Source organism: Endozoicomonas sp. ALC013 (assembly GCF_049310205.1).
Classification (GTDB): domain Bacteria; phylum Pseudomonadota; class Gammaproteobacteria; order Pseudomonadales; family Endozoicomonadaceae; genus Endozoicomonas.
Window position 1 is genome coordinate 16195 of sequence record NZ_JBLYNS010000031.1, and the last position, 23168, is coordinate 39362.

The 23168-nt window shown below is 45.6% G+C and carries 16 protein-coding genes and 1 pseudogene; 9 read left to right on the top strand and 8 right to left on the bottom strand.

The annotated features are described in order from the left end of the window. Nucleotides 1–43: 43 nt before the first annotated feature. Together ACO6V1_RS08325 and ACO6V1_RS08330 are read right to left on the bottom strand one after the other, a co-directional pair. The gene (locus ACO6V1_RS08325) at nucleotides 44–235 is read right to left on the bottom strand and encodes a Tn3 family transposase (protein ID WP_422450657.1); all 192 of its coding nucleotides are present in this window, start codon (nucleotides 233–235) and stop codon (nucleotides 44–46) included. Continuing rightward, nucleotides 219–2558, bottom strand: coding sequence for a Tn3 family transposase (locus tag ACO6V1_RS08330; RefSeq protein ID WP_422450656.1), 2340 nt, complete (start codon nucleotides 2556–2558; stop codon nucleotides 219–221). Before ACO6V1_RS08330 ends, ACO6V1_RS08325 begins: the two co-directional genes overlap by 17 nt. On the opposite strand from ACO6V1_RS08330, the gene ACO6V1_RS08335 reads away from it, so the two are divergent. The 8 genes from ACO6V1_RS08335 to ACO6V1_RS08370 all read left to right on the top strand — a co-directional run bounded on the left by ACO6V1_RS08335 (nucleotide 2478) and on the right by ACO6V1_RS08370 (nucleotide 19224). Next, a complete protein-coding gene (locus ACO6V1_RS08335) occupies nucleotides 2478–2717 on the top strand; it encodes a DUF5397 family protein (RefSeq protein ID WP_422466480.1) in 240 nt (79 codons plus the stop codon). The two genes, ACO6V1_RS08330 and ACO6V1_RS08335, sit on opposite strands and share 81 nt — an antisense overlap. Before the next feature lie 281 nt (nucleotides 2718–2998). Further along, nucleotides 2999–3556: a recombinase family protein gene (locus tag ACO6V1_RS08340; RefSeq protein ID WP_422450654.1), complete on the top strand. Its 558-nt coding sequence runs from the start codon at nucleotides 2999–3001 to the stop codon at nucleotides 3554–3556. A 220-nt stretch (nucleotides 3557–3776) separates the two neighbouring features. Further along, on the top strand, nucleotides 3777–5912 hold the full coding sequence (locus ACO6V1_RS08345; RefSeq protein ID WP_422450653.1) for a type I secretion system permease/ATPase: 2136 nt from the start codon (nucleotides 3777–3779) through the stop codon (nucleotides 5910–5912). After that, a complete protein-coding gene (locus tag ACO6V1_RS08350; RefSeq protein WP_422450652.1) occupies nucleotides 5912–7321 on the top strand; it encodes an HlyD family type I secretion periplasmic adaptor subunit in 1410 nt (469 codons plus the stop codon). The genes ACO6V1_RS08345 and ACO6V1_RS08350 overlap by 1 nt, the downstream gene beginning before the upstream one ends. Nucleotides 7322–7406: 85 nt before the next feature. Then, nucleotides 7407–7895 carry a hypothetical protein gene (locus ACO6V1_RS08355; protein WP_422450651.1) on the top strand — a complete coding sequence of 163 codons (489 nt, stop codon included), beginning with the start codon at nucleotides 7407–7409 and terminating at the stop codon, nucleotides 7893–7895. Between the two features lie 65 nt (nucleotides 7896–7960). Then, nucleotides 7961–16990, top strand: a complete 9030-nt coding sequence (locus tag ACO6V1_RS08360) for a calcium-binding protein (RefSeq protein WP_422466482.1) — start codon at nucleotides 7961–7963, stop codon at nucleotides 16988–16990. A 456-nt stretch (nucleotides 16991–17446) separates the two neighbouring features. Beyond that, entirely contained in the window at nucleotides 17447–18643 is a 1197-nt protein-coding gene (locus tag ACO6V1_RS08365; RefSeq protein WP_422466484.1) for an IS1096 element passenger TnpR family protein, read from the top strand. 269 nt (nucleotides 18644–18912) lie between these two features. Beyond that, complete coding sequence (locus ACO6V1_RS08370) at nucleotides 18913–19224, top strand: hypothetical protein (protein ID WP_422450648.1); 312 nt, start codon at nucleotides 18913–18915, stop codon at nucleotides 19222–19224. Nucleotides 19225–19281: 57 nt separating this feature from the next. Here ACO6V1_RS08370 and ACO6V1_RS08375 read toward each other — a convergent pair whose 3' ends face one another. From ACO6V1_RS08375 to ACO6V1_RS08395, 5 genes and pseudogenes are all read right to left on the bottom strand, one after another. After that, complete coding sequence (locus tag ACO6V1_RS08375; protein WP_422450647.1) at nucleotides 19282–19632, bottom strand: hypothetical protein; 351 nt, start codon at nucleotides 19630–19632, stop codon at nucleotides 19282–19284. Between the two features lie 131 nt (nucleotides 19633–19763). Continuing rightward, nucleotides 19764–20009 (bottom strand): DUF2164 domain-containing protein, encoded by a 246-nt coding sequence (locus ACO6V1_RS08380; protein ID WP_422450646.1) that lies wholly within the window; start codon nucleotides 20007–20009, stop codon nucleotides 19764–19766. A gap of 397 nt (nucleotides 20010–20406) precedes the next feature. Continuing rightward, nucleotides 20407–20637, bottom strand: a complete 231-nt coding sequence (gene brnA / locus ACO6V1_RS08385) for a type II toxin-antitoxin system BrnA family antitoxin (protein ID WP_422450645.1) — start codon at nucleotides 20635–20637, stop codon at nucleotides 20407–20409. Continuing rightward, nucleotides 20627–20884, bottom strand: a complete 258-nt coding sequence (locus ACO6V1_RS08390) for a BrnT family toxin (RefSeq protein WP_422450644.1) — start codon at nucleotides 20882–20884, stop codon at nucleotides 20627–20629. Before ACO6V1_RS08390 ends, brnA begins: the two co-directional genes overlap by 11 nt. Nucleotides 20885–21076: 192 nt before the next feature. Beyond that, nucleotides 21077–21316: pseudogene (locus ACO6V1_RS08395) on the bottom strand (ATP-binding protein); the annotation flags it as partial. Between the two features lie 27 nt (nucleotides 21317–21343). Between ACO6V1_RS08395 and ACO6V1_RS08400 the strand changes: the two are divergent. Further along, nucleotides 21344–22255: an IS91 family transposase gene (locus tag ACO6V1_RS08400; protein WP_422466486.1), complete on the top strand. Its 912-nt coding sequence runs from the start codon at nucleotides 21344–21346 to the stop codon at nucleotides 22253–22255. 178 nt (nucleotides 22256–22433) lie between these two features. On the opposite strand, the gene ACO6V1_RS08405 is transcribed toward ACO6V1_RS08400, so the two are convergent. Then, nucleotides 22434–22988, bottom strand: a complete 555-nt coding sequence (locus ACO6V1_RS08405; RefSeq protein ID WP_422466488.1) for a helix-turn-helix domain-containing protein — start codon at nucleotides 22986–22988, stop codon at nucleotides 22434–22436. Nucleotides 22989–23168: the final 180 nt, after the last annotated feature.

The window sequence follows — 23168 nt, forward strand, 5'->3', positions numbered from 1 at the left end:
TACCGAATGATAAGTGATTTCAGTGACATTCTGAAAGGGATGCTCACAGTACCGAAATTGAAAAATCCAGAGGCCGCACCTGCTTGGTTAGCTCAAGACGATAATCTCCCAGCCTGTTGGCACTCTCTATATAAGGGGACAGGTGCTTCAAATCATCTTCGGTAATTTTGTGCCCTTCTTCTTTCAGCTCCTTCAATACTCTCATCATCACTTCGACGTTATAAAAAATGAGCATGTTTGAATCTGGCTCCAGCCTCTGGCCGGTGTAAATTTAACCGCTTGATGTTCTTGATCCTGGGCATCAGCTTTATTCCCAGTAAATAAGCCAGTCCGAAAACAGCAAGGCTTTGCCCATGTGTATCAGAGTGGACCGTATCGGGCTGAATGTCGGAATCATTCTGCAGAAGGCCGTCCAGAATATAAATTGCCTCATAAACACCACAGGGTATAAAGCGGGAAAAGAGGCAAATGTATTTGTCGCTGAGGTGGTAGTAGGCAATGCCGCCATAGCCACCATACCGAATGTGATACTCGGACAGAAGGTTGTTTTCATACACATCCCATTTTGTACCATCGGCAGACGCTCTTTTGCCGGTTCCCCAGTAGGCAGGTAGCGAAAACTGGTTATAGCCATTGATGACATCCCTGATACATTTGATGAGAGTGTCTTCGGAGCAGTGCTTGAGATTCAGTCGTGCAATTTGTTTGCGGCTGATATTCTGAACTGAGCGGGACAGCTGGACTGGCCCAAGGTTACAGCCGTAACAAAGCAGGTTGAGGACGAAGCGTTCTTCTATATTGTCAATTCTGGATTTATTGCCCGACAGAGGCCGTATATGCTTGCTGAGATTCAACCACTTTTCAGTTTCAGACAGCACATCCAGAATATTTTTAGGCGGCATACGCTCTTTGATCAGGGATGCGAGAGCCTCTTGCTCAGGTGTTGGTTTCTCTGCCTTGATCGGAGTAATGCATAGCTTTTTATTGATAATCTGCACTTCAGTGTTTTCTGGAAACTGCTCATCAGCCTTTTTGCAAACAGCGTGAAGTCTGGCTTTGAGCTGACTGCAAAAGTCACCACCATCGGAGGGATAGCCCATCATTTGGCAGAAATCTTCGAACTGCTCTTGATACTCTTCTTCTGAGATAAACTGCGTTCTGAAATCACTGAAATTCTCACTGTCTTCAACAAATAAATCGCCGGATCTGAGTGCTTCCGCAACCAGCGTAAAGAGGCATAGCTCAAGGTAAAGACGATGCACCTTGGTAACGGGTACACCTTTCTTTTGGGTTTCAGTGACTGAAGTCCACCATTTTCTTGCCGGTACCCATTTTAGAGATACAGAGCTGTTGGATACATCAATATGGCTTTTACGTGATGTTTGGTGTTTTTTGATAAACAGTATGACTTTGATCAGCGCATAGTCACTAAGAGGCGTTCTCACCTTCAGCAAGTTCAGGGCATCAAACAGATTTGCCCTGTGATTTTTAAACATAGGGAGTAAAAACGGGAGGTAGTTGTTGCTTGAGTAAGTCAGTAGCTGATCGCAGGAGTCGATCACTTCCTGCGGATTGTGTTTCAGGGCTGTGCCTATATTCCGAAGTTTATGCTGATCGTCTCTGCTACTCCCCTGGTAAGCAACGGTAACATCCTTCAGCTGCCCGATAAGCTGCTCCTGCTGTTTCGTTTTATTTTTCAGCCATTCCTTCAGCTTCTTGTCTGCCCGAGTGTGCATACGCCGCATCAGTTTGATCAGTAAATCAGCCGCATCATCAAGGGTGCGGGAAAGTCGGTAACGGAGTAGGATCGTCAACAGCAGCTCTTGCTTACCCTTTCTCAATCGTGCCATTTCCGAACGATCCAGAGCGCGGGCTTCCAACTGCAAGTCCCGGTATTTGTCAGGTGTGATATCCGGCAAGTTGGGTAGACCTGCCTGCTGCTTGCGAAGCCAGCTCAACACACCCAGCGTATTGGTTGTGTTTTTTGTCGTCAGCTTTCCAGGTTCTTTTTTAAGCTTTTCCCATGATTCTTCATCCAGTAATGATGAGAGAACCAGTTTGGACTTTTCATCAAGAGAATCGAGGTAATTGCTGTAGAGTTCTTTATTGACCCTTCGGCGCTGGTCACTTGCGACCCGAGCAAGTGCATCAAAGGTAGGAAGCTCATAAGAGTCCTTAATCAGATTTTCGAGAACTTCATTGATGATATCCGCCAGGTGGTGTTTGCTTTTTGCTGACTCATAGGCCCGCTGTATGATGATATTCCTGCCAGCGGGTTTTACTTTGAAGCGATCTCTCAGCAGGCTCAGATAAATACTTCTTACGGAAGAGTCCCTGTGTTTTCTGACTTCTTCACCAGAACTCCGACTCTTTGTTATCTTGCCGTAATATTGAATGTATCCATCAGGTAGGTCATCAAAACCTGTGTGATAGCCCAAATGCTGAAACATCTTCAGCATGGTCAAAAGTACTTGGCGATGCAGAGGCTTTATTACCTGACCATTGATCCAGTCTATTTCATCGGGGATCGATTCCCTGAACCTAAACTCATCGGTCAATATCGGCAGTTTGGCAAACTGGGACCTACGTATAAAATTCTTGAACCTATCAGGCCGGTTGACCAGGATGACTGGATTGTCCTGATTCAGATCCCTGAGTCGGGAGAAGAAACTGAATACAGATACTCAAATATCAAAAACGATCCGGTTGCTCACTGATGCTCGCTATTGCTTTTGACTTAATTGTTGCAGACAGAAAAGAATCAACCGAAAGGTTGTGCCACAGGCTTATATTGAGATTGGTTCTACCCTTTCCAGTCTTGGATTCAGGAGAGTTCAGGGTAGTCTTTATGTGACAGACGATGAGGACATGGCTAACCTCTTCCGTGCGATCACAGCCCTGAAATCTCTTTCCTGGTTTTCCGCATCTGTTAGAGATATCAGAGCTTTCAGGGTTGAACAGTGGTCAGATTTTGCTGATATGATCAAGGGAGGCTGATATGAAAATCGGCTATGCAAGAGTATCTACAAAAGATCAGGATTTATCACTGCAGCGTGAAGCACTATTAGCAGCTGGTTGTAACAAAATATACGAAGATAAAGTCAGCGGAACACAAAGTAACCGTGAAGGATTGAAGCTCGCATTTGAAGTGTTACGGGATGGTGATACCTTGATTGTCTGGAAGCTGGATCGCCTTGGGAGAAGTGCCACAAATCTAATCACTTTGATCAATGAGCTTGAACAGCAGGATTGTCACTTTGTGAGTCTTACCGACAATATTGATACTTCAACAACTGCAGGTCGATTCTTCTTTCACGTCATGGCAAGCCTTGCCCAGATGGAACGGGAACTGATTGTGGAGCGAACTCGAGCAGGTTTAGAAATTGCCAAGCAACGTGGTAGAGTTGGCGGGAGAAAACGGCAGATGACAGACTCTAAAATAGATGCAGCAAAAAAACTTCTGTCGAACGGCCTTCCTGCAAAGGAGGTTGCCGAAAATCTCGGTGTTTCTATTCCAACACTTTATCGGTGGTTGCCAGCCAGCCAAAGGGACTAATGTCCCCCATCTACCTCCTGCAAAACAATGTGGGATAACAGCTTTGGATTTCGTAAAAATAATCATAAACCAAAACCAAATTTTGTAAAAAACGTCACTTGACTATTAAATACTTTTCATATTAAAAATGACAACGCAGATATGCAGGATAAAGCATTACCTTTCATCTGCTCGGCCATGGACACCGGCTGATTTATCAAATAATGAACAGGAATTCTTGATGTCTGCAGTAGGAACTTCGGACTCTGCGATCACCTGCCTGGTGATGATGGCTCGTTTTCACGGGCTGGCAGCTCAACCAGAACAGGTCAAGCATTTAATAGGCGACACTGAAGGTGTGGTTGATCCTGTTGATCTTCTCCGTATCTCCAAACATCTTAAGCTGAAAGTCAGAAGAACTCAGGTTGCCCCGGAGAAACTGCAAGAGTTGCCATTACCTGCTATCGCACTTGATAAGGATGGTAGCTATTTCATTGTTGCCCGTTGTAATGATGACAAGATTCTGATTCAGAAGCCTACGAGTTGCCAGCCTGAGGCATTGGAGCTGGATGACTTTCAAACTATTTTTTCTGGTGAATTATTTCTTTTTACCAAACGTTCCCTGCTGCCGGACAGTCTTTCAAAATTTGATTTCAGCTGGTTTATTCCCGCCATACTCAAGCATAAAAAAATGCTCTATGAAGTACTGCTGGCGTCGTTTTTTATCCAGCTCTTTGCACTGATTACCCCACTTTTCTTTCAGGTCATCATAGATAAAGTTCTGGTTAATCAGGCTTTAACGACACTTGACGTACTCGCCTTCGGGTTGCTGGTTCTGTCGATTTTTGATGTTGTGCTGAATGGCTTGCGGAATTATGTATTCAGCCATACTACCAACAGGGTCGATGTGGTTCTTGGTTCCAGGCTCTTCAGTCACCTATTGCGTCTACCCGTTGCTTTTTTTCAGGCTCGCCGTGTCGGTGATACCGTTGCCCGTGTTCGTGAGCTGGATACCATTCGTGAATTTATTACCGGCTCAGCCCTGACGCTTTGTATTGATTTATTGTTCACGGTCATTTTCTTTGTCGTCATGTATTTCTACAGCCCGACGCTGACGTGGATCGTGTTAGGTTCGATTCCCTTCTATATTATTCTCTCGTTAATAGTAACGCCTATTCTTCGGGCTCGCTTAAATGAGAAGTTCAAACGCGGTGCTGAAAACCAGTCCTTTCTGGTGGAATCCGTCACTGGTATAGAAACCATTAAAAGCACAGCGGTTGAACCCCAGATGCAGAGACATTGGGAAGATCAGCTGGCGGCTTATGTTTCCGCTTCTTTCAGATCCATGAATCTGGGCAATATTGCCAGCCAGACGGCAGGGCTCATCAATAAAGTGGTGACGGTACTGATTCTTTGGGTGGGAGCCACGCTGGTTATTAATGGTGACCTTTCCGTCGGTATGTTGATCGCCTTTAATATGATTGCCGGTCGCGTAAGCGCACCTATTTTGAAGCTGGTTCAGCTGTGGCAGGACTTTCAGCAGGCGGGGATTTCGGTTCAGCGTTTGGGGGATGTTCTGAATACACCCACAGAGCCGGGACACGATCCAAACCGAACAACGCTGCCTGCATTAAAGGGTTTCGTTGAATTTGAACACGTCACCTTTCGATATCAGCCGGATCGTCCAGCAGTACTCCATGGTGTATCGCTTGAAGTAAAGCCAGGAGAGGTGATTGGCATTGTTGGTCGATCCGGCTCAGGAAAAAGTACGCTGACAAAACTGGTGCAACGTTTGTATGTACCAGAGTCTGGTCGTGTATTGGTCGATGGTGTTGATTTGGCTCTGGTTGAACCTGCCTGGTTACGAAGGCAGGTAGGCGTTGTGCTTCAGGAAAACTTTCTCTTCAACCGATCAGTTCGAGACAATATTGCTCTGGCTGAACCGGGAGCCTCAATAGAACGTGTGATGGCTGCAGCAAAACTATCAGGCGCTCATGACTTTATTCTGGAGTTGCCTGAAGGTTATGACACACAGGTAGGTGAACAAGGCAGTTCTCTGTCTGGTGGTCAAAAGCAACGTATTGCTATTGCCAGAGCACTCCTGACCAATCCGAGAATTCTGATATTTGATGAAGCCACCAGTGCGCTGGATTATGAGTCAGAACATATCATCCAGCAGAATATGAAGCGAATCAGTCAGGGGCGTACGGTGTTTATCATCGCTCACCGACTTTCTACTGTGCGTGATGCTGATCGCATTATCACAATGGACAAAGGGAGAATTGTTGAGGAGGGGCCTCACGATCAGCTGGTCAAACAAGGTGGTCATTATGCCCGCCTGAATGCTCATCAGCATGGGCTGAGGGAGGCTGTGTAATGGTTAAATCGTTCTTTGATCATGCTACCAAAGCCCTGTTATCCAAAACGGAAAACACTGAGGCATTACACAGTACCCGTCGTCAGTTTTTGCCCGCTGCACTGGAAGTGGAAGAAACTCCAGCCAATCCGGCCAGCAGAGTCATCGTAAAGGTCATTGTTCTGCTATTCACTATTGCTGCCGTCTGGGCGTGTTTTGGCAAGATCGATATTGTCGCCACGGCTCAGGGAAAAATAGTCCCTGGTGAACGGGTAAAAACCATTCAACCTATGGTGATCGGTGAAGTTCAGAATATTCATGTTCGGGAAGGTGATGATGTCGAGGTGGGAGACCCTCTGATTTCACTGGTAGACATTGTGACTGAAGCCGAACTGGTCAGGTTAAGTAAACAGACCTCTGCTTTTTCATTACAACTGGCCAGGCAGGAAGCCTTTATTGATTATCTTGATATCGATAATTATTCGAAGCCAGCCCAACTGAAGCTGGATAGTTATCTCAAGCAGGAAGAAAGCGACATCAATATTGAGTTTGAAGAACAGCTCTTACAGCAACAAATAGAAGACTATGTATCATCATCTGAAACACTGAAAAGCCAGCTCAAGAGCAAAAAGGCAGAACAGCGAACAATAGAAGCCATTGTCACCAAACTGCAACGAGTCCTGCCTATTATTGAAGAGCGCACTCAGGCGCTGGAAGGCCTGTATAAAAAGAACTACGGATCAAAAGTGCAATACCTTGAACTGGAACAGCAACGTATAGAGCTGGAAGAAGATATCAAGGCACAAAAAGCGGCAGTACAGCAATTGATTGCCGAGCAGGAAGAAGTTCAGAACCAGCTGCTCAGTCTTCACGCTCAAAAACGGCGGGAAAGCCTGGGCCAGCAGGAAGAGCTTCGACTGCAACTCACCAGCCTTGAGCAGGAAAGCATTAAGGCACAAGAACTCCATGAACAGCAGCTCATCACATCCCCCATAGACGGCACCGTACAACAGTTACAGATTCATACCATCGGCGGTGTCGTTCAACCGGCACAAGCTTTGATGCAAATCGTCCCCAAAGAAGCAAGGATGGAAGTGGAAGCCTGGGTACTGAATAAGGACATTGGTTTTGTTCAGGAAGGCCTGAAAGCAGAAGTGAAAATCGATACCTTTAACTTTACCAAGTATGGCCTGATTGGTGGGGAGTTAATGAATGTGTCCAACGATGCTGTGCCCGATGAAAAACTGGGTTTGAGATATATGGCCAATGTCCAGATTGAAAAAGACTGGATGCAGGTGGAAAACCGGAAAGTGAATTTATCGCCGGGTATGAGTGTGGCTGTGGAAATTAAAACTGGGCAGCGTCGTTTGATTGAGTATTTTTTGAGTCCGCTTTTGAGGTTTAAGCAGGAGAGCGTACGTGAGAGGTAAGCCAGTATGTACTGAATGCTAAATTTTTAGCCGATGATAATTGGTTTTGTAAAACATTATTAATTTTTTATAGTGATCTTTTATAATGAAAACGAAACAAAACAAGAAATTAACCTTAAAGGAATCATGTTTTTTTAGTTTGACTCCTATTTTAATATTTTCTTTAATTTTAACTTTTTCTCCTCTCACATGGGCCGAAGCCAATCTGAAAAATAACTGCTATATCACGATTGACGGTGAGGTTGACCCAGTCCTAGTTCTGTTGGTTCTTTCTTATAAAGAAAAAGGGGTTGATGATAAATTGATAATCAAAAGGATATCCAATGCTATAAATGATGGTTGTGATTTAAACGTCACAGATAAAGATGGCTTATCACCATTAAATACTTCCATTCTCTTTCAGCATCTGGATTTAGTTGAGTTTTTTATTGAAAAAGGAGCTACCCCATACAACAAAATCATTAGTCCAAAAGATGTAATTAACGGACTTGATTCTGTAGCCTTTTCCAAAGCTCTTTTGGATAAAGACTGGTCTGATAAACGACAGAAAATTTACGATTACTTAAAAAAATAGCAGAATTAGCTGTTTTTCTGATTTAAATAACCCGTGTTAGTTTTTTTTAAAAGGGAAATTCTAAAATGTCTGACTCATCAAACAATCCAAACGATGATCTTAGGGAAGTTTTTCGAGATAGCAAAGGAAAAAGAGAACGTGCACTCGAAACACTTTATGATGTAATGCAGGATGATGAAAGCTTTTCACCAGAAAATAAGGAAGGTGCTGGTGAAACAATAGATGGGCTTTTAAATATTTTATTCCGAGGTCTAGTTCCTGAAGGTCTAGGCGATAAGATGGTTGATGATGTATCAAAACTGCATAATAAATCAAAAGATGAAATTGATAGAATATTAGGTGAGTCTGCACCTCGTGAGACTACTAACACTCCTCCTCCTGCGAAACCGAAAGCTCCTGGACCGACCCCTGCATCCCCGCTTGTTTTAGATTTGGATGGAGACGGTATTGAAACTGTTGGCCAGTCGTCAGGAATATATTTTGATCACGATGGGGATGGATTTAAAGAGCGATCCGGTTTTGTAGGAGCGGATGATGGACTTTTAATATATGACCGAAATGGAGACGGTAAAGTCAACGATGGTACGGAGCTTTTCGGTAATTCCACCGTATTGAACGATGGCAGCAAAGCAGATAATGGATTCACCGCTCTTGCTGAATTTGATTCAAATGGTGACGGTTTGATAAACGCGAATGATGAGGAATTTGTCAATTTAAGAGTATTTCGTGACTTAAACCAAAATGGCATTACAGATGATGGCGAATTGATTACTCTAGAGGAAGCGGGAGTTAAGTCTCTTTCTATTAATTATACCGATCAAGCATTTACAGATAGTGCCGGAAACGAACATAGGCAAGTAGGAAATTATACTGCAGACAACGGGCAAGTTCTTTCAATGAATGATGTCTGGTTTGATACTGACCCCACTGACACAATAGAAACTATAGTTGAAGTTCCTTTAGAAATTTCACTTTTTTTGCCAGATGCACGTGGATTTGGCACAACATTTTCATTGCATCAAGCAATGGCTAGAGATGAATCAGGAGAATTAAAAAGGCTAGTTGAGCAATTCGTCAACACAGACTCTCGTCAAGAAAGTCAAGCCTTGCTGGAACCAATAATTTTTGCTTGGACTGGACAGAGCGGGGGATACCGACAACATGGCAGAGCCCCAATGGATACACGAAAGATTGGTGCTCTTGAGTCTTTCTATGGATACCAGCTTCCAATAGCTCAAGGAGGGGGCTGGCAATATGCAAGAATGTATAATGAAATATTTGCCAGTTTGGTAGACAGTGTATTCTACCAAATGGCATCTGATAGTTATTTGAAGCCCCTATTTGACGAGGTAAGCTGGACTGAAGAAGCTGGGTCTGATGTTTGGCTCGGTGATTTCACAAATGTGATCGATGATCTCTATAGATATTCTGAGGCTGCTCCATCATCAGCACCAGATTTACTACAGGATTTTGTTCAGGCAGTAAGAGGTATTAATGTATATGATGCCCGAAATCTCGACAATCTCAGAACAGCTCTATACCGCTTCAATCAATTAGAAGAAGTTAATAATTTCAGTGTTGAAACAGCTGCGTTAGTAACTCAAATAGTCAATAGCTCGTTTAGTTATGGTGATAGGCTGCTTGCTGGAAATAGTGATATTTTTCTTTTGTATACCGATGTGATAGAAGGGGATGATAGTGATAATGAGTTAATTGGTCTTGAAACCAATGATCAGCTAGAAGGCATGAATGGTAATGATGTTCTTGATGGTCGGGCTGGAAACGATTTATTAATTGGGGGAAATGGTAACGACGAGTATCGTTTTGGGCTGGGTTATGGTGAAGACCGTATCAATAATTATGATCGCACAGAGGGGCGTTACGATGTAATTCGAATGCTAGGCGATTTAACAATAAATGATATTACTACTCAGCGGGAGGGTGACGACCTTGTCATCTCTATAAATGGTACAAATGATACCCTTCGAGTATTGTCTCATTTTTCTCAAGAAGGTTCTGACTATAAATACGTCGATGCAATCCTGTTTTCTGATGGCAGCAAGCTTGAGGTTGGGCCAGACAATTTCGACCTTCAGAATGTAGCTTCTCAAATCTTTAGTGATGGTGATGATGATATACATGGGACTTCCTATGTTGATGAACTGGATGGATTCGCTGGCGACGATTACATTTCCGGTAAGAAAGGGAATGATTTGCTCTCAGGGAATGATGGTCATGACCGGCTCTTTGGAGGTGATGGGAATGATCAGTTACTTGGTGGGTCTGGGCATGATGAGCTTTATGGTGGTACGGGTGACGATAGTCTAACTGGTGGAACTGGCGATGACCTTATGGTCGGAGGTTTGGGGAGTGATACTTATTATTATGGGCTTGGTGATGGACTTGATGTCATCAATGAATCTGGAAGCAATGAAACATTAGACCGCATTATTCTTGGAGCAGGTATTCGTTCAGAAAATATTCTGATACGTGCTCAAGGGGCTGACTTGGTTCTATACATTAATGGGGATCAAGATGAAATTCGTATTCGAAATTTCTACAACAGCACAAATAGTTACCCCATTGATAAAGTTGAATTCAGTGATCCTGATAGTTCTCTGAAGGAGTGGACTTCAACAGATCTTTATACATTAGCCTTGCAGGCTACAGATGAGAATGATGAGCTACAGGGTGACAATCAGAATAATATCATTGACGGTTTGAAGGGGGATGACTTGCTTCTGGGGGGAGCCGGTAATGATAATCTCAGTGGCTCAGAAGGAAATGACACTCTAAGAGGGGAAGATGGTAATGACACCCTGATAGGAGGAGTCGGTGCTGATACTCTTGAAGGTGGGCGAGGTAATGACAGACTTGAAGGTGGGGCTGGCAACGACCTACTTCTTGGTGGAGCTGGAAGTGATACCTATGTCATAACTGCTGATGGAAGTCAGGATATTGTAGAAGACTATGATAATACTGGCACTGACCTCGATAAGATTCTTTTTGATTCAACCATTAACCCTGAGAATGTTAGTTATCGAAGAACAGCTACTGATCTGATCATCGAAATTAATAAAGATGATGTTATTTCGAAGGTCATAATCAGAAATGGATTTATCAGTGAGCGCAACCAAATAGATCAGCTGGTATATGCTGATGGCACTGTAACCAGTATGTCTGAGGCTCTGGCGCAGGCTGCTCAGTGGACAGGGACCGATGGAGTTGAAAAAGTCTACGGTTATGCCGGTGTAGATATTATCAACGCTTTGGGTGGAAATGATGTAATTTATGGCCGTGATGGTGATGACCAGCTGTCAGGTGGTGAGGGTGATGACCGCATTTACGGTGAGCTGGGTAATGACAACCTCGTAGGAGACGATGGTGCAGATTACCTCCATGGCGGTATAGGTGATGATTCACTCAATGGTGGTAGAGCTAACGACCAACTACACGGCGACAAAGGTAACGATAGCTACATATTTGCCCAGGGGGATGGACATGACACCATAACCGAATATTCATCGGGTACTGACACCGATGTCATTCAGTTAAGCGAAAGCATTCTTCCAGCCAATACCATACTTCTAAGACAAACCGATGATCTTTTGATCAAGATTGATGGTGATGCTCAATCCATTCGGGTTCGTAACTATTTCAACAATGATGCCACATCAGGCTATGCGGTAGACCGGATTGAATTCGCAGACGGTACTGTTTGGGATATTGATACTGTCAAAGCGAAAGTTATTGTTCCTACGGAAGGTAATGATGATATCTGGGGCTATAACTCCTCGGATGATAACCTGAGCGGTTTGGCTGGCAATGATGTCATTAGAGGTCTTGGTGGAAATGACATCATTAATACCGGTGTGGGTGATGACACAGCCTACGGTGGTGACGGTAACGACACTATTGATGCTGGAGCTGGTGCAGATATTGTCGAAGGTGGTGCAGGTAATGACTTGCTAACGGGCGGCTCGGATAATGATCGCCTGACGGGTGGCCAGGGCTATGATACCTATCTGTTCAGTCATGGGCATGGACAAGATACGATCCATAATTATGACTCTGAAGAAGGGCGGGTTGACCGGATTCGCTTTGACAGCAGTATTACGACAAGTGACGTGCGTGTAACAAGACAGAATGATGATCTGGTTCTGATTACATCACCCAATGACTCCATTCGGGTTGAGCGTTATTTTCAGGCTGATGCATCCTCTAACTATGTCTTGCAGGAAATAGAGTTTGCAGATGGTACTGTTTGGGATATTGAGCAAGTCAAACTCAAGGCCCTTACCGGTAATGACGGTGCTGATACGCTGAGAGGTTATGCCAGTGATGATCAGCTATCCGGGCTTGGAGGTAATGACGAACTCAGAGGCGGCGATGGAAACGACCTGCTGGATGGTTCCTCTGGTGATGATGTGCTTGAAGGCGGTAAAGGGCAGGATACTCTTAACGGGGGAACTGGCTCCGATCGTTATCTGTTCTCGCGAGGCGATAGTCAAGACCTTATCTATGATGACTTTGCAGATTCAACAACTTTGATTCTGAGCGATCTGGACGGTGGCAAGGCTGACTTCAGTAATGTGGTTTTCCGTCGTGTGAACTCGGATCTTCAGCTGACCTTTAAGGACAGTAGTGGCGATCAGATTACATTGAAATCTTTCTTCAGTGATGATCAGCCCAAGAGTGGATTAACCATTGAAAAGCCTGATGGTACTTCAGAAGTTCTGGATGCCAATGCAGTTGCTTTGAAAACACTGGTAGGCACTGTAAGCGATGATGTTATTCAGGCTAATAGTATTGATAACGTCATCAATTCATTGGACGGCAATGATCGTATAGATGCGTACGCTGGTAACGACACGTTAAATTCGGGGGCTGGAGATGACGTGATTTATGCCGGTGAAGGGGATGACAGTCTCACAGGTGGGTTGGGCAATGACCAACTCTATGGAGGCGACGGCGATGATCAGTATTTATTCTCCGCAGGTCATGGGAATGATCAAATAGATGACACCTCTGGTAACGATGAACTCCGTTTTACGGATGTAAATCCTGATTCTGTATTGTTACGTCGCGACGGAACGGACTTGCTGATTACCAATACTTCGACAAACCATGCTATCCGCATTCGTAACCAGTTTGCGACTGCGGCTGGCGTCGTTAGTGCAAACGCAGTTGATCGTATGGTCTTTGCCGATGGCACCGTTTGGGATCATGACATCATAAAAGAGATGGCCCTTAAGGGCACTTCCGGAGATGACACTATCTATGCCCACCCGGACAACGATAGTGTTGACGGCCTGGAAGGCAATGACGTTATCTATGGTCGCGAAGGGAATGACACTCTCTCTGGTTCTGGTGGTAATGACCAGCTTTATGGTGAAGCCGGAAACGATCTGCTGGATGGTGGCCTTGGGGACGATACTCTCATAGGTGGTACTGGAGCAGATACGCTTCAGGGGCAGGACGGTCAGGATAATCTTCAAGGTGAAGAGGGTGACGATATTCTGCGGGGTGGTAACCATAATGACCAACTACTCGGCGGGGCTGGCCAGGATCGGTTATACGGTGATGCCGGAAACGATTCCCTTGATGGTGGTAGTGGTGACGATGAGCTGCATGGCGGTGATGGTAATGATGTCCTGAACGGCGGTTACGGCTCAGACCAGCTTTATGGTGGTGCCGGAGATGACAGTCTGACGGGTACAGGCCATCTCATTGGTGGAACAGGTAATGACACCCTTGAGGGAAGAGGATTCCTGGTAGGTGGTGATGGCGATGACCACTTAACTGGCTGGGGGTCGGACACATTACATGGCGGCGACGGTAACGATACGCTCATCGCCTTTAATGATCCATTCTCTACACTGGCTACCTCTTTTAATGCTGGCAAGGGTAACGACACACTCTACGGCTCGTTTGGTAATGATTCCTACGTCTTCAATCTTGGAGATGGTCATGACCTTCTGATAGAGCGTCGTCAGGATGAGTCTTACAGCAACATTGATCCTTCTTCAGATACGATTCTATTTGGGCAAGGCATTGTAGACAATGACCTTTCTTTCGAGCGGCACGGTGACAACCTGCTCATTAAACACAGCAATGGCACTGATTCGATTACCGTCCAGAACTGGTTCCGTGAGCCTACCAATCACTTCAAAATCAATCAGCTTAGATTCTTCGATGAGACCAGCTTGACTGATGCCGATGTTGAAAATCGTGTCGTTACATTTGGTACTGATGGTGATGATGCCCAGTTACTGGGATACCGAAATCTGAATGATGAAATTCATGCCGGGGCGGGTAACGATAAAGTCTGGGGGCGTGCCGGTGATGACCAGCTCTATGGTGGTGCTGGAGATGATTACCTGGACGGTGAAGACGGTAACGACCGGCTCTTTGGTGGCAGTGGTGTCGATAATATCCACGGAAAAGCCGGTGATGATCATCTTGAAGGCGGTCTGGGTAATGACAGTCTTTCGGGAGGCAGTGGTGCTGATGCTGTCTATGGTCAGGAAGGTGCAGATAGCCTCTTCGGTGGTGCCGGTGATGACCTTCTGGATGGTGGCACTGAAAATGATTATATCGATGCCGGTGATGGTAATGACACGCTGCTGGGTGGAGATGGTGCCGATCAGTTAAGAGGTGAAGGAGGCAATGATGTCCTTCGGGGTGGTGCTGGTGACGATAAGTATGTCTGGAGTCTCGGTGATGGAGCCGACACGATCGATAACAGTGGTGGTGGTGTAGATATCCTCCTGCTTGGTGGTGGAGCGACTCAGGATCGACTCAGTTTTGAAAGGGATGGCGACGATCTGCTGATTAAAGCCAATGGTGATGACGCTCAATCCATAAGAGTCATTAAGCACTTTCTGGGAGGGGATTACGCTCTGGATGCAGTTCAGCCAGACGGTGGAACACTCATTTCAACCACGCAGATCAATCAACTGGTAGCCGGAGGCAGTGATCCAGACTTCGATTCCGTTGTGAGTGGAACTGAGGCCGGAGAGCAGCTGGCTGGTAGTAACAACAAAGATAAGATACTCGGAAAGGGTGGAAACGACGTTATCTTTGGTATGGCTGGCAATGATCGTCTAGAAGGAGGCGATGGTAATGATCAGCTGGTTGGAGGTAATGGCGGTGGTGTAGGTACCGGAGATGATGTGCTTCTCGGTGGCCTTGGTAACGACATACTCCGGGGCGAAGACGGCAATGACACTCTGGATGGTGGTGCCGGAGATGACCACTATTACTACAACGCCGGAGATGGTGTGGATGTCATTGATGCCACTGGCGGAGGAACGGACTGGATTCTCTTCAATGGAAATATAGATCGGAACCGACTCAGCTTCCATCAGGATGGCAATGATCTGGTTATTCTGCTGGATAACGATTTAGGTCAACAGGTAAGAGTGAAAGAGCATTTCCTTGGTGGTGAGAAAGCCATTAGTTATGTTCAGCCTTCCGATGGTGGGTACGCAATACCGGCTTCCTCTTTTGCAGGGTTACTGACTGATCTACCCTCACCAGATAATGGTGGTGGCGACACTGGAGGTGGCAGCAATCCAGATCCTGATGATGGATCAGGACAAACGCCTGATAATGGTGAAACGCCTGTTGCTGAAACTGGCGGAGATGATTCAATCACGGGCACTGCTGCCAATGACATCCTCTTGGGTGGTGCAGGCAATGACACCCTGACGGGAGGTGCCGGTAATGATCAGTATGTCGGTGGCACTGGAGATGACACTTATGTGTATACCAGCGGTCAGGATGTTATCGACAGTACCGGTGGTGGTACCGATATCCTTCGCTTCTCAGGTGGAATTGGATTCAGTGATGTTTCTTCCGGATTGATTAAGTCTGGTGATGACCTGATCTTGCGCGTAGCAGGCGGGCCTAATCAGGTAACGCTGAAGAACTTCTTCCTTGGTGGAGAGCATCTGGTTGAAACCATGACCTTTGATACCGGAGGTCAAATAACCTCTGACCAGATTTTTGGAGCATTTGGTTTGCCGGTACCTAACCCTTCTGCTGATTTTGATAATACAGTAGAAGGTACTGCAGGTGATGATGCTTCACTCGCAGGTACCGCTGAAAGCGATCTGATTAAAGGCTTTAATGGTGATGACCAGCTTCTTGGAAATGCAGGGAATGACCGCCTTGAAGGCAGTAATGGTGCAGACACCTTAAATGGTGGTGCCGGTAATGACCTGCTTATAGGTGGCCGGGGCAATGATACTTATGTAATCAATACCGGAGGTGGTCAGGATGTCATTGTTAATGCCGGAGGAGGTTCAGACACGCTCCACTTTGATGGCATAGATTTCAACCAGGTTTCCAGTGGCCTGATGCGTAGCGGTAACGATTTTATCCTGCGGATCAGCGGTGGAACGGATCAGGTAACCTTTAAAGACTGGTTCCTTGGTGGAGACAATGTAGTTGATACTATTACGTTTGCTTCAGGTGGTCAGTTATCAGCAGCCCAGATATTCGGTGCTTTTGGAGCCAGTAACCCTGAACCAGCCGGTTCACCGGACTACCAGAATCTTCCAGATGAGCGATCATTCGGAACTATTCTGTCAGGTTCTGCTGGAGATCAGGTTATTCTGGGATCGTCGGACGCTGATTGGCTGGATGGTGGTGCTGGAAATGATCAATTGTATGGTAATGCTGGTAGTGATTACCTGATGGGTGGTGATGGTAACGATACCTATCATTTTGCAGCCAACGGCGGCTCAGACACTATCAACAACCTGTCCAATACGCCTGCTGATACTGATGTGCTGCAGCTGTCTGGTATTGAAGAAGAAAATCTTTGGTTTACCCGTGAAGGTGACAACCTGCTGATTGATGTTATTGGCTCTGATGATCAGATCACTGTGCAGGACTGGTACAGCAACGATGCCCAGAAGTTGGATCAGATACGAACCAGCGATGCAGTACTCCTGGCAAACAAGATGGATAACCTTGTAAATGCCATGGCTGGTTTTGATGCTCCTCCTCCTGGAAATGCACAGCTTCCCGATGATACCCGTACACAGGTAAATCCTGTTATTGCGGCTAATTGGCAGGCTGTTTAAGCCATCAAAGATGGGTAGGTGTGAAAGCCTACCTATTCAGTTTTGAATGATGGCCTGTGAAGGAAACTTTGCAGGCTTTTCATATTAACTGGAGGAGTAACTCATGCTACAAAAAGAAGTCTATGAAAAACATTATTTCTTTAAAATTCATTCATTTGCGTTACTTTTTTGACGTAAAAGCAATTTTGCAGGCCGAGGCCCGGATAGATATCAATATTTTTAATTGGTGTAGTTCATTGGTGTATATACCAATTTTATAAACGGTATCTATCCTTACAGCTGCAAAGGAAGTCATTTTTAAGGTATATATTTAACTAATACTAAGGGCACCAGGCCCCGAAACAATCGCTATCGACTTCGGCAATCACTCAATGGATGGATACAGATTACGTATTTACCGCAATTGAATAATTGATCCATGTCAACAAAACCGAGTTAGCAATAAGAATGAAGCCAATGTTATTTGAACCAAAAACGGCAGAAGCCATAGCAGCATTTACCCTTTCGGACCATCAACAGGTATTCCTCCGGGATGTTGATGTGTTTCTGGATTACCTGGTAAAAAATCCGGTCCCAGTCTCGAAAAGCAAGAACCTGCCTCCGGTTAAATGGGCTGAGCCACTGAACAGTCTGCTCTCCAGCCCCGAAGTGCTGACCTTGAAACGACCAATGACCACTAATTATGCCCGGCTAATGGGGCTATTATTGCTGAGTCGCAGTTCGGGGCTGGCCGCCCTTCGGCCAGATAGCAGGGGAAATACAGTACTTCATATCAATGAGGCGCTTTACCAGCAGTGGCAGGGCATGAATGGTGCTGAACGATATTTTTCCCTGCTGGAAGCGTGGATTAATCGAGGTTATGCCATGAGCGTCGGGGAGCGAATCAATACTATTGATAACCGCTTTCTGCCCGGGTTTATGATGAGGTACGGCGACACCGATCTATGGCAAGGCAAAGCGGCCAGGGATCCGGGCTTCTGGTTACGCAGGGGGAAGGCGTTCAACCTGACCATTCTCAAAATGGCCGGGATGGCTGAATTCCAGCTTGAGGATAGTAACCGGGAAATCCATTTCCTGAAATTAACGCCCTGGGGGCAGTTGTTTTTAAACGCCTGTCGGCAAGGGTTTATCGACTCGCTGAAAGAGGATGAATATGAAGACGACTATGAACACATCAATCTGCTGCCCGCGATAAAAGCAATTCGGCCAGATGTTCAAAAAAACCTGGAACTACCGGAGCCGATGATTGCTGCCAGTTATGTCCTGTCCGTTGCTTTGGGGAGTCAGTGCACCCGTACACTGAAAGTATCCGCTGACCACCTGCTTGAAGATCTGGCAGAAGCCATCCTTGACACCTTTGACTTTGATTGTGACCACCTTTATCACTTTCAGTATCTGAGCCCATTTGGTGCCGACCGGATGATTGGTCATCCTGCAGTAGATTTCTGCGATGCCTGTGTGACTGAAACCCGGCTGCGTCAACTTGAGCCGGTACCCGGAATGAAAATCACCTTTGTCTTTGATTATGGTGATAACTGGGAGTTTGACATCGTGGTCATGCACGGCAGTGAAGAGAGTACGTCTGATATCCAGGTGATCGAACGTAAAGGTGAAGCGCCGGAGCAGTATCCGGAATATGAGGATTTTTATTGATCAATATTTAACCAATTATTCTCACCCCGCCTGTCTGAAAGGCTGCCTTTATCCCCTAACGGTTTATCCACAATCTTTTCCACACAAATTCCGGATAACTGAAACAGGGGATAATAATTCGACAGGTAGCTACTGCAAAGGGTTATAACGAACTACTGACAATATAAACACAACCTGCCAACAACTTATCCACAGACTTATTCTGGAAAAAGTGAGGGCGTGTCTTACATTTGATTCTGGTGTCGGCGAACAATGATCGGGAGGCGATAGTGAAAATCCCCCAGGCTATAAAGAACAATGTTGCGAATATTATTGACAGGTTTAACAAGGAGAATGGTTGTCAGTACCAGGAAAGATACCGGGGAGAATATCTGTATCTCGATAAAATTGACACCCATGGACCGGGACAGGTTTGCCGGTTGAAGTTCAACGGCGGAGAAGATAACTGGTCTTTTGCGATTTATAAATACTCCTCTGCACGATACGACAGTAAGGAAATATTCTTTCCCGGTGAAGAGTACGTGAATGGCACAGTAGAAGGTGCATTAAAGGCGGGACTGCTGGCGTACCCACCTTATTAATCAGGGATATGGTGTCGGGTTTTCATGCGGGAAGCCACCAATCCTATCGTCTCATGTCTAATTCTCAGTAATCCATAATCCGCACCCGGCCAATGGTCTCAATATCCGGCGTACGGGTATTGGTCTGGTCCAGCCCTTATAAATGAGCAGAAAGCTGCAGAACTGTTTTTTACCATTCTCTTTCTGGGTGGCACTGTTAAAGACCGTTTTCTCATTGGCAAGCAGGGTGACAGTGTCGCCCATTCGGAATGGTCGTACTGACTGGTACATTTTTTTGCTGAACCGGACTTTGATCAGTTCGCCTTCTCTATTTCTGATTTGCAGCTTGCCTGCGCTGCTGATCAGCTCCACCACCCCTTCTGTTTTCACTGTTTGACTGAATGGCCTTTGCAACCATAATGAAACCATTACGGTTCCCCGGAGATTACACCAACGCCAGCACTTACAGTTAAAAATATACCTGAAACACTCGATTTTTATTACAAAATCCGGGTATCTGTATACATAACCCACATCATGAAGCGTGCTTGAATGACCTGTCAGCTATCAGGTTTTTCTAAATCTTGCATCAGATACCCTATCTCTTCAGTCTTTTCGGTAAATACAGTATAAGCATCAGAAAGCCCCTGATTATAAAAATACGAGCCGATTTCCCTGGCAAAGAAATCAATCACGAATTCAGCATCAAAGCCACCAATTTCCTGTCCTAACTCATCGTTAAAATAGTCTTTTATTTTGCTGACGAGTCGCTCCTTTTGATCGGTTGTAAATTTTATTTCATTCATACGGCTACCATTTTGTCAGTCAGCTTAACATAGATGACGAAATCACAATGATTATTAAAGGTAGTATGATCAAAGATTGGCTGCCATTTTTGTACTTGATATTTCTATGCTGGGTTAAGCCGAGTTCTTACTCAAGTTCTTTGCAACACACATATTTTTGATTTCTAATGCTTTGAAATTGTCTGGCAAACATACATGAGCACAGGATTAGGAAAAAACTGATCAGGCAAAAAATCAGGATAACAATACCTAATGAATTTTCATTTATATCTTACCCCCGTTTCTTGTTTTGCGGTGACAGCTTTAAATGAACTTTGCTTTTTCCAGTTTTAAATAATGCCGGATGCTGTGGGGAGGGCTGGAGAAAGGCCAGCCCTTACCCGATTCAGGTGAGTTTTTACCGACGAGTTTGATCTATTTTTTCGGCCATCCATGTTTTGATAATTGCCTGGCGAGCAACACCAAGTCTAGCGGCTTCTTTGTCAAGGGCATTAATCATCCAGACTGGGAAGTCTATATTGATACGTTTTGTATCAAGATCGGGACGATGGCCTTTTTCCCATTCAACGACAGCATCAATTAAATCACTACCTTCATCAAAGGCTTTATCGAAATCTTCAGTTTTCATAGTACATAATCTCCTTTGTTCTGGAACGACGAACTGAAATAATTCTGATGTTGTTTCCTCGAAGTGTGTAAACTGCTGTCCAATGCTTTCCTTTATACACTGCAACCATCAGGTATCGTTTTTCACCCTCAACACTTGCTGGAAAAACGATCTTTGACTCATCATTCCAGAGATTTTGGGCTTCATTGAAATCAATTTCATGTTTGTCGAAATTTATCATGCTTTTGTTAGGATCATATTCAAACACGTCTAATAGATACCTTATCGATACCTTCAAGATGTGTATTATATACTATTTTGCGGGTATAGTGCGCATTCCGGAGCATTCGGCTCCCCATTCCACTAACATCCGGCCACTGATTCCGGAAGTATCTGGCCACCCATTCCGGAAACATTCGGCCACCCCTCATCGGAGCGCAGCGACGCATCGGTTTGCAGCTTAAGACGTAGGTTCGGACTTCGCCAGTTTTGCTTGTTTTTTGCGCAGTGACTCACCCTTTAAAGGGACGCGGTGGGCGTTATGAGTCAGCCGGTCCAGAATCGCATCTGCCAGTGCCGGATCACCGATCAGTTCATGCCAGTGATCAACGGGCATCTGGCTGGTAATCAGCGTGCTCTTGAGGTTGTGCCGGTCTTCAAACAGCTCCAGCAAGTCTCGCCTCTGACTCTCGTTTAAGGGAGGGGCTTCCGGCATGATGCTGCTGGAATGCAACGGCAAAGACAGAAACTGTTGCCCGTTGAATACTTTATGGTGACCTTCACCTTACCAGTGCAACTGCGGGCTCTGGCTTGGCAATATCAACGACAGGTGTACGATTTACTGTTCAGAACAGCGGCTGATACCCTGAAACAGTTTGGAGCCAATAGCAAAAAACTGAATGCAGACCTGGGAATGACCGGTGTCCTGCACACCCACAGCCGACGGCTGGATTACCATCCCCATATACATTTTGTAGTGCCCGGTGGCGGCATCAATACCCGACGAAAAGAGTGGCGCAAACTCACAGGTCACTATCTTTTCAATGGCAAGAACCTGGCCATAGTCTTTCGAGCCAGACTCCTTCGCACCCTGGCCGAACAGGGACTACTATCACTAAGCCTGAAAACAAGGCTACCCAAAGAGTGGGTCGTCAATTGCAAACGGGTGGGCAAAGGATTACCAGCACTTGAATATCTATCCCGGTATCTGTACCGGGGCGTGATCAGCGACAACAACATCCTGGCCAGCAAACAAGGAAAGGTGACCTTCTCTTACCTCAACAGTGAAACCGGCAAAAAAGAGACGCGAACCCTGCCAGGAGAAGACTTCCTGTGGCTGGTACTGAAACATGTATTACCCAGGCGATTTCGACGATTGCGGGATTATGGATTTTTACACAGCAACGCAAAAAAACAATTATCACTGGTGCAACTGGTTTTTACACGTCATGGTCAAAGCAGTAGAACCCGTGATTCGTCCGCAATTCAAATGCAGGCATTGCGGCGCAGCGATGAAGCACATTGCGTTCAGCTTCCTGAAACCGACCTGAGTTGCCACAGCAACAAATACCGCCATTCACAAACAGGGAGAAGATGTAAGCTCAGCCAGACAGATATGACATACCCCAGACTACCGTAATGCAGTGGTCGGGAGACACTCATCCTGAATAAATAGTGTTCTGAAAAAACGCTCTGATTCAAGATCCGCCAGAAAAGTAAACTTCAATAGACCTTCCTCACCAGAATTCAACCCGGGCTTGTGCAACAACAGGATAAGATTGCGGCTGGGCGCAATCTATCCTTATTCGTTATGTTTGCTATTCTGCCCAGGAAGTATCGGTCATGCGAGGATCGTCGATCCGCTGGCCGAAGCAGTTGTAGTGATCTTCCTTGACTTGTTTGAAGACAAAGGGCTCGAACAGCATTCGGTAGGCTTTTGTTTTAGTGCCGGTCGCATCTTGCCGGAACATGCTTTCGATGAACTGTTCCTGTTCAAGTTTTTTCAAGCATTCACTGACTCGGTGTCGGGTTATGCCAACCATATCACCAAGGATTTTCTGACTGGGCCAGCACTCACCTTCACTGTTGGCAAATGTGGCCAAAACAATCAGCAGCAGCCGTTGAGTGGGCAGTAGGCTTGCCATCTCATCGGTATGAATTTTCACCCTCAACAATCTCATCACTCCGATTGTGTACGCGAACGAAATCATGGCTATACTATCCCCTGAGCCATTACTCGCTGAGTGACGGCTCGTTGATTCGAGAGAAACCCGGTTAGGAGTGCCACCTCCGTCTGAGCCGGGTTTTTTCTTGCGTGTCAGAAACATAGACTCTGTTAAAAAATAGGCAAGAAAAAAGGGGGTCGTGTACACGATAGGCCTGTTCGATATGAACTGGCAAAATAATCGAGGTCTCGACACAAACAAGATTAAAGAACAGTATCAAAGAACAAGTTGCGCAATGCGGCCTGCGTCGGTGAACATAATCGGGATAGGGCAGAGTCTCACAACTCTCTGACGACTCACCGTACCTGGCGACAGAATCTTTAACCA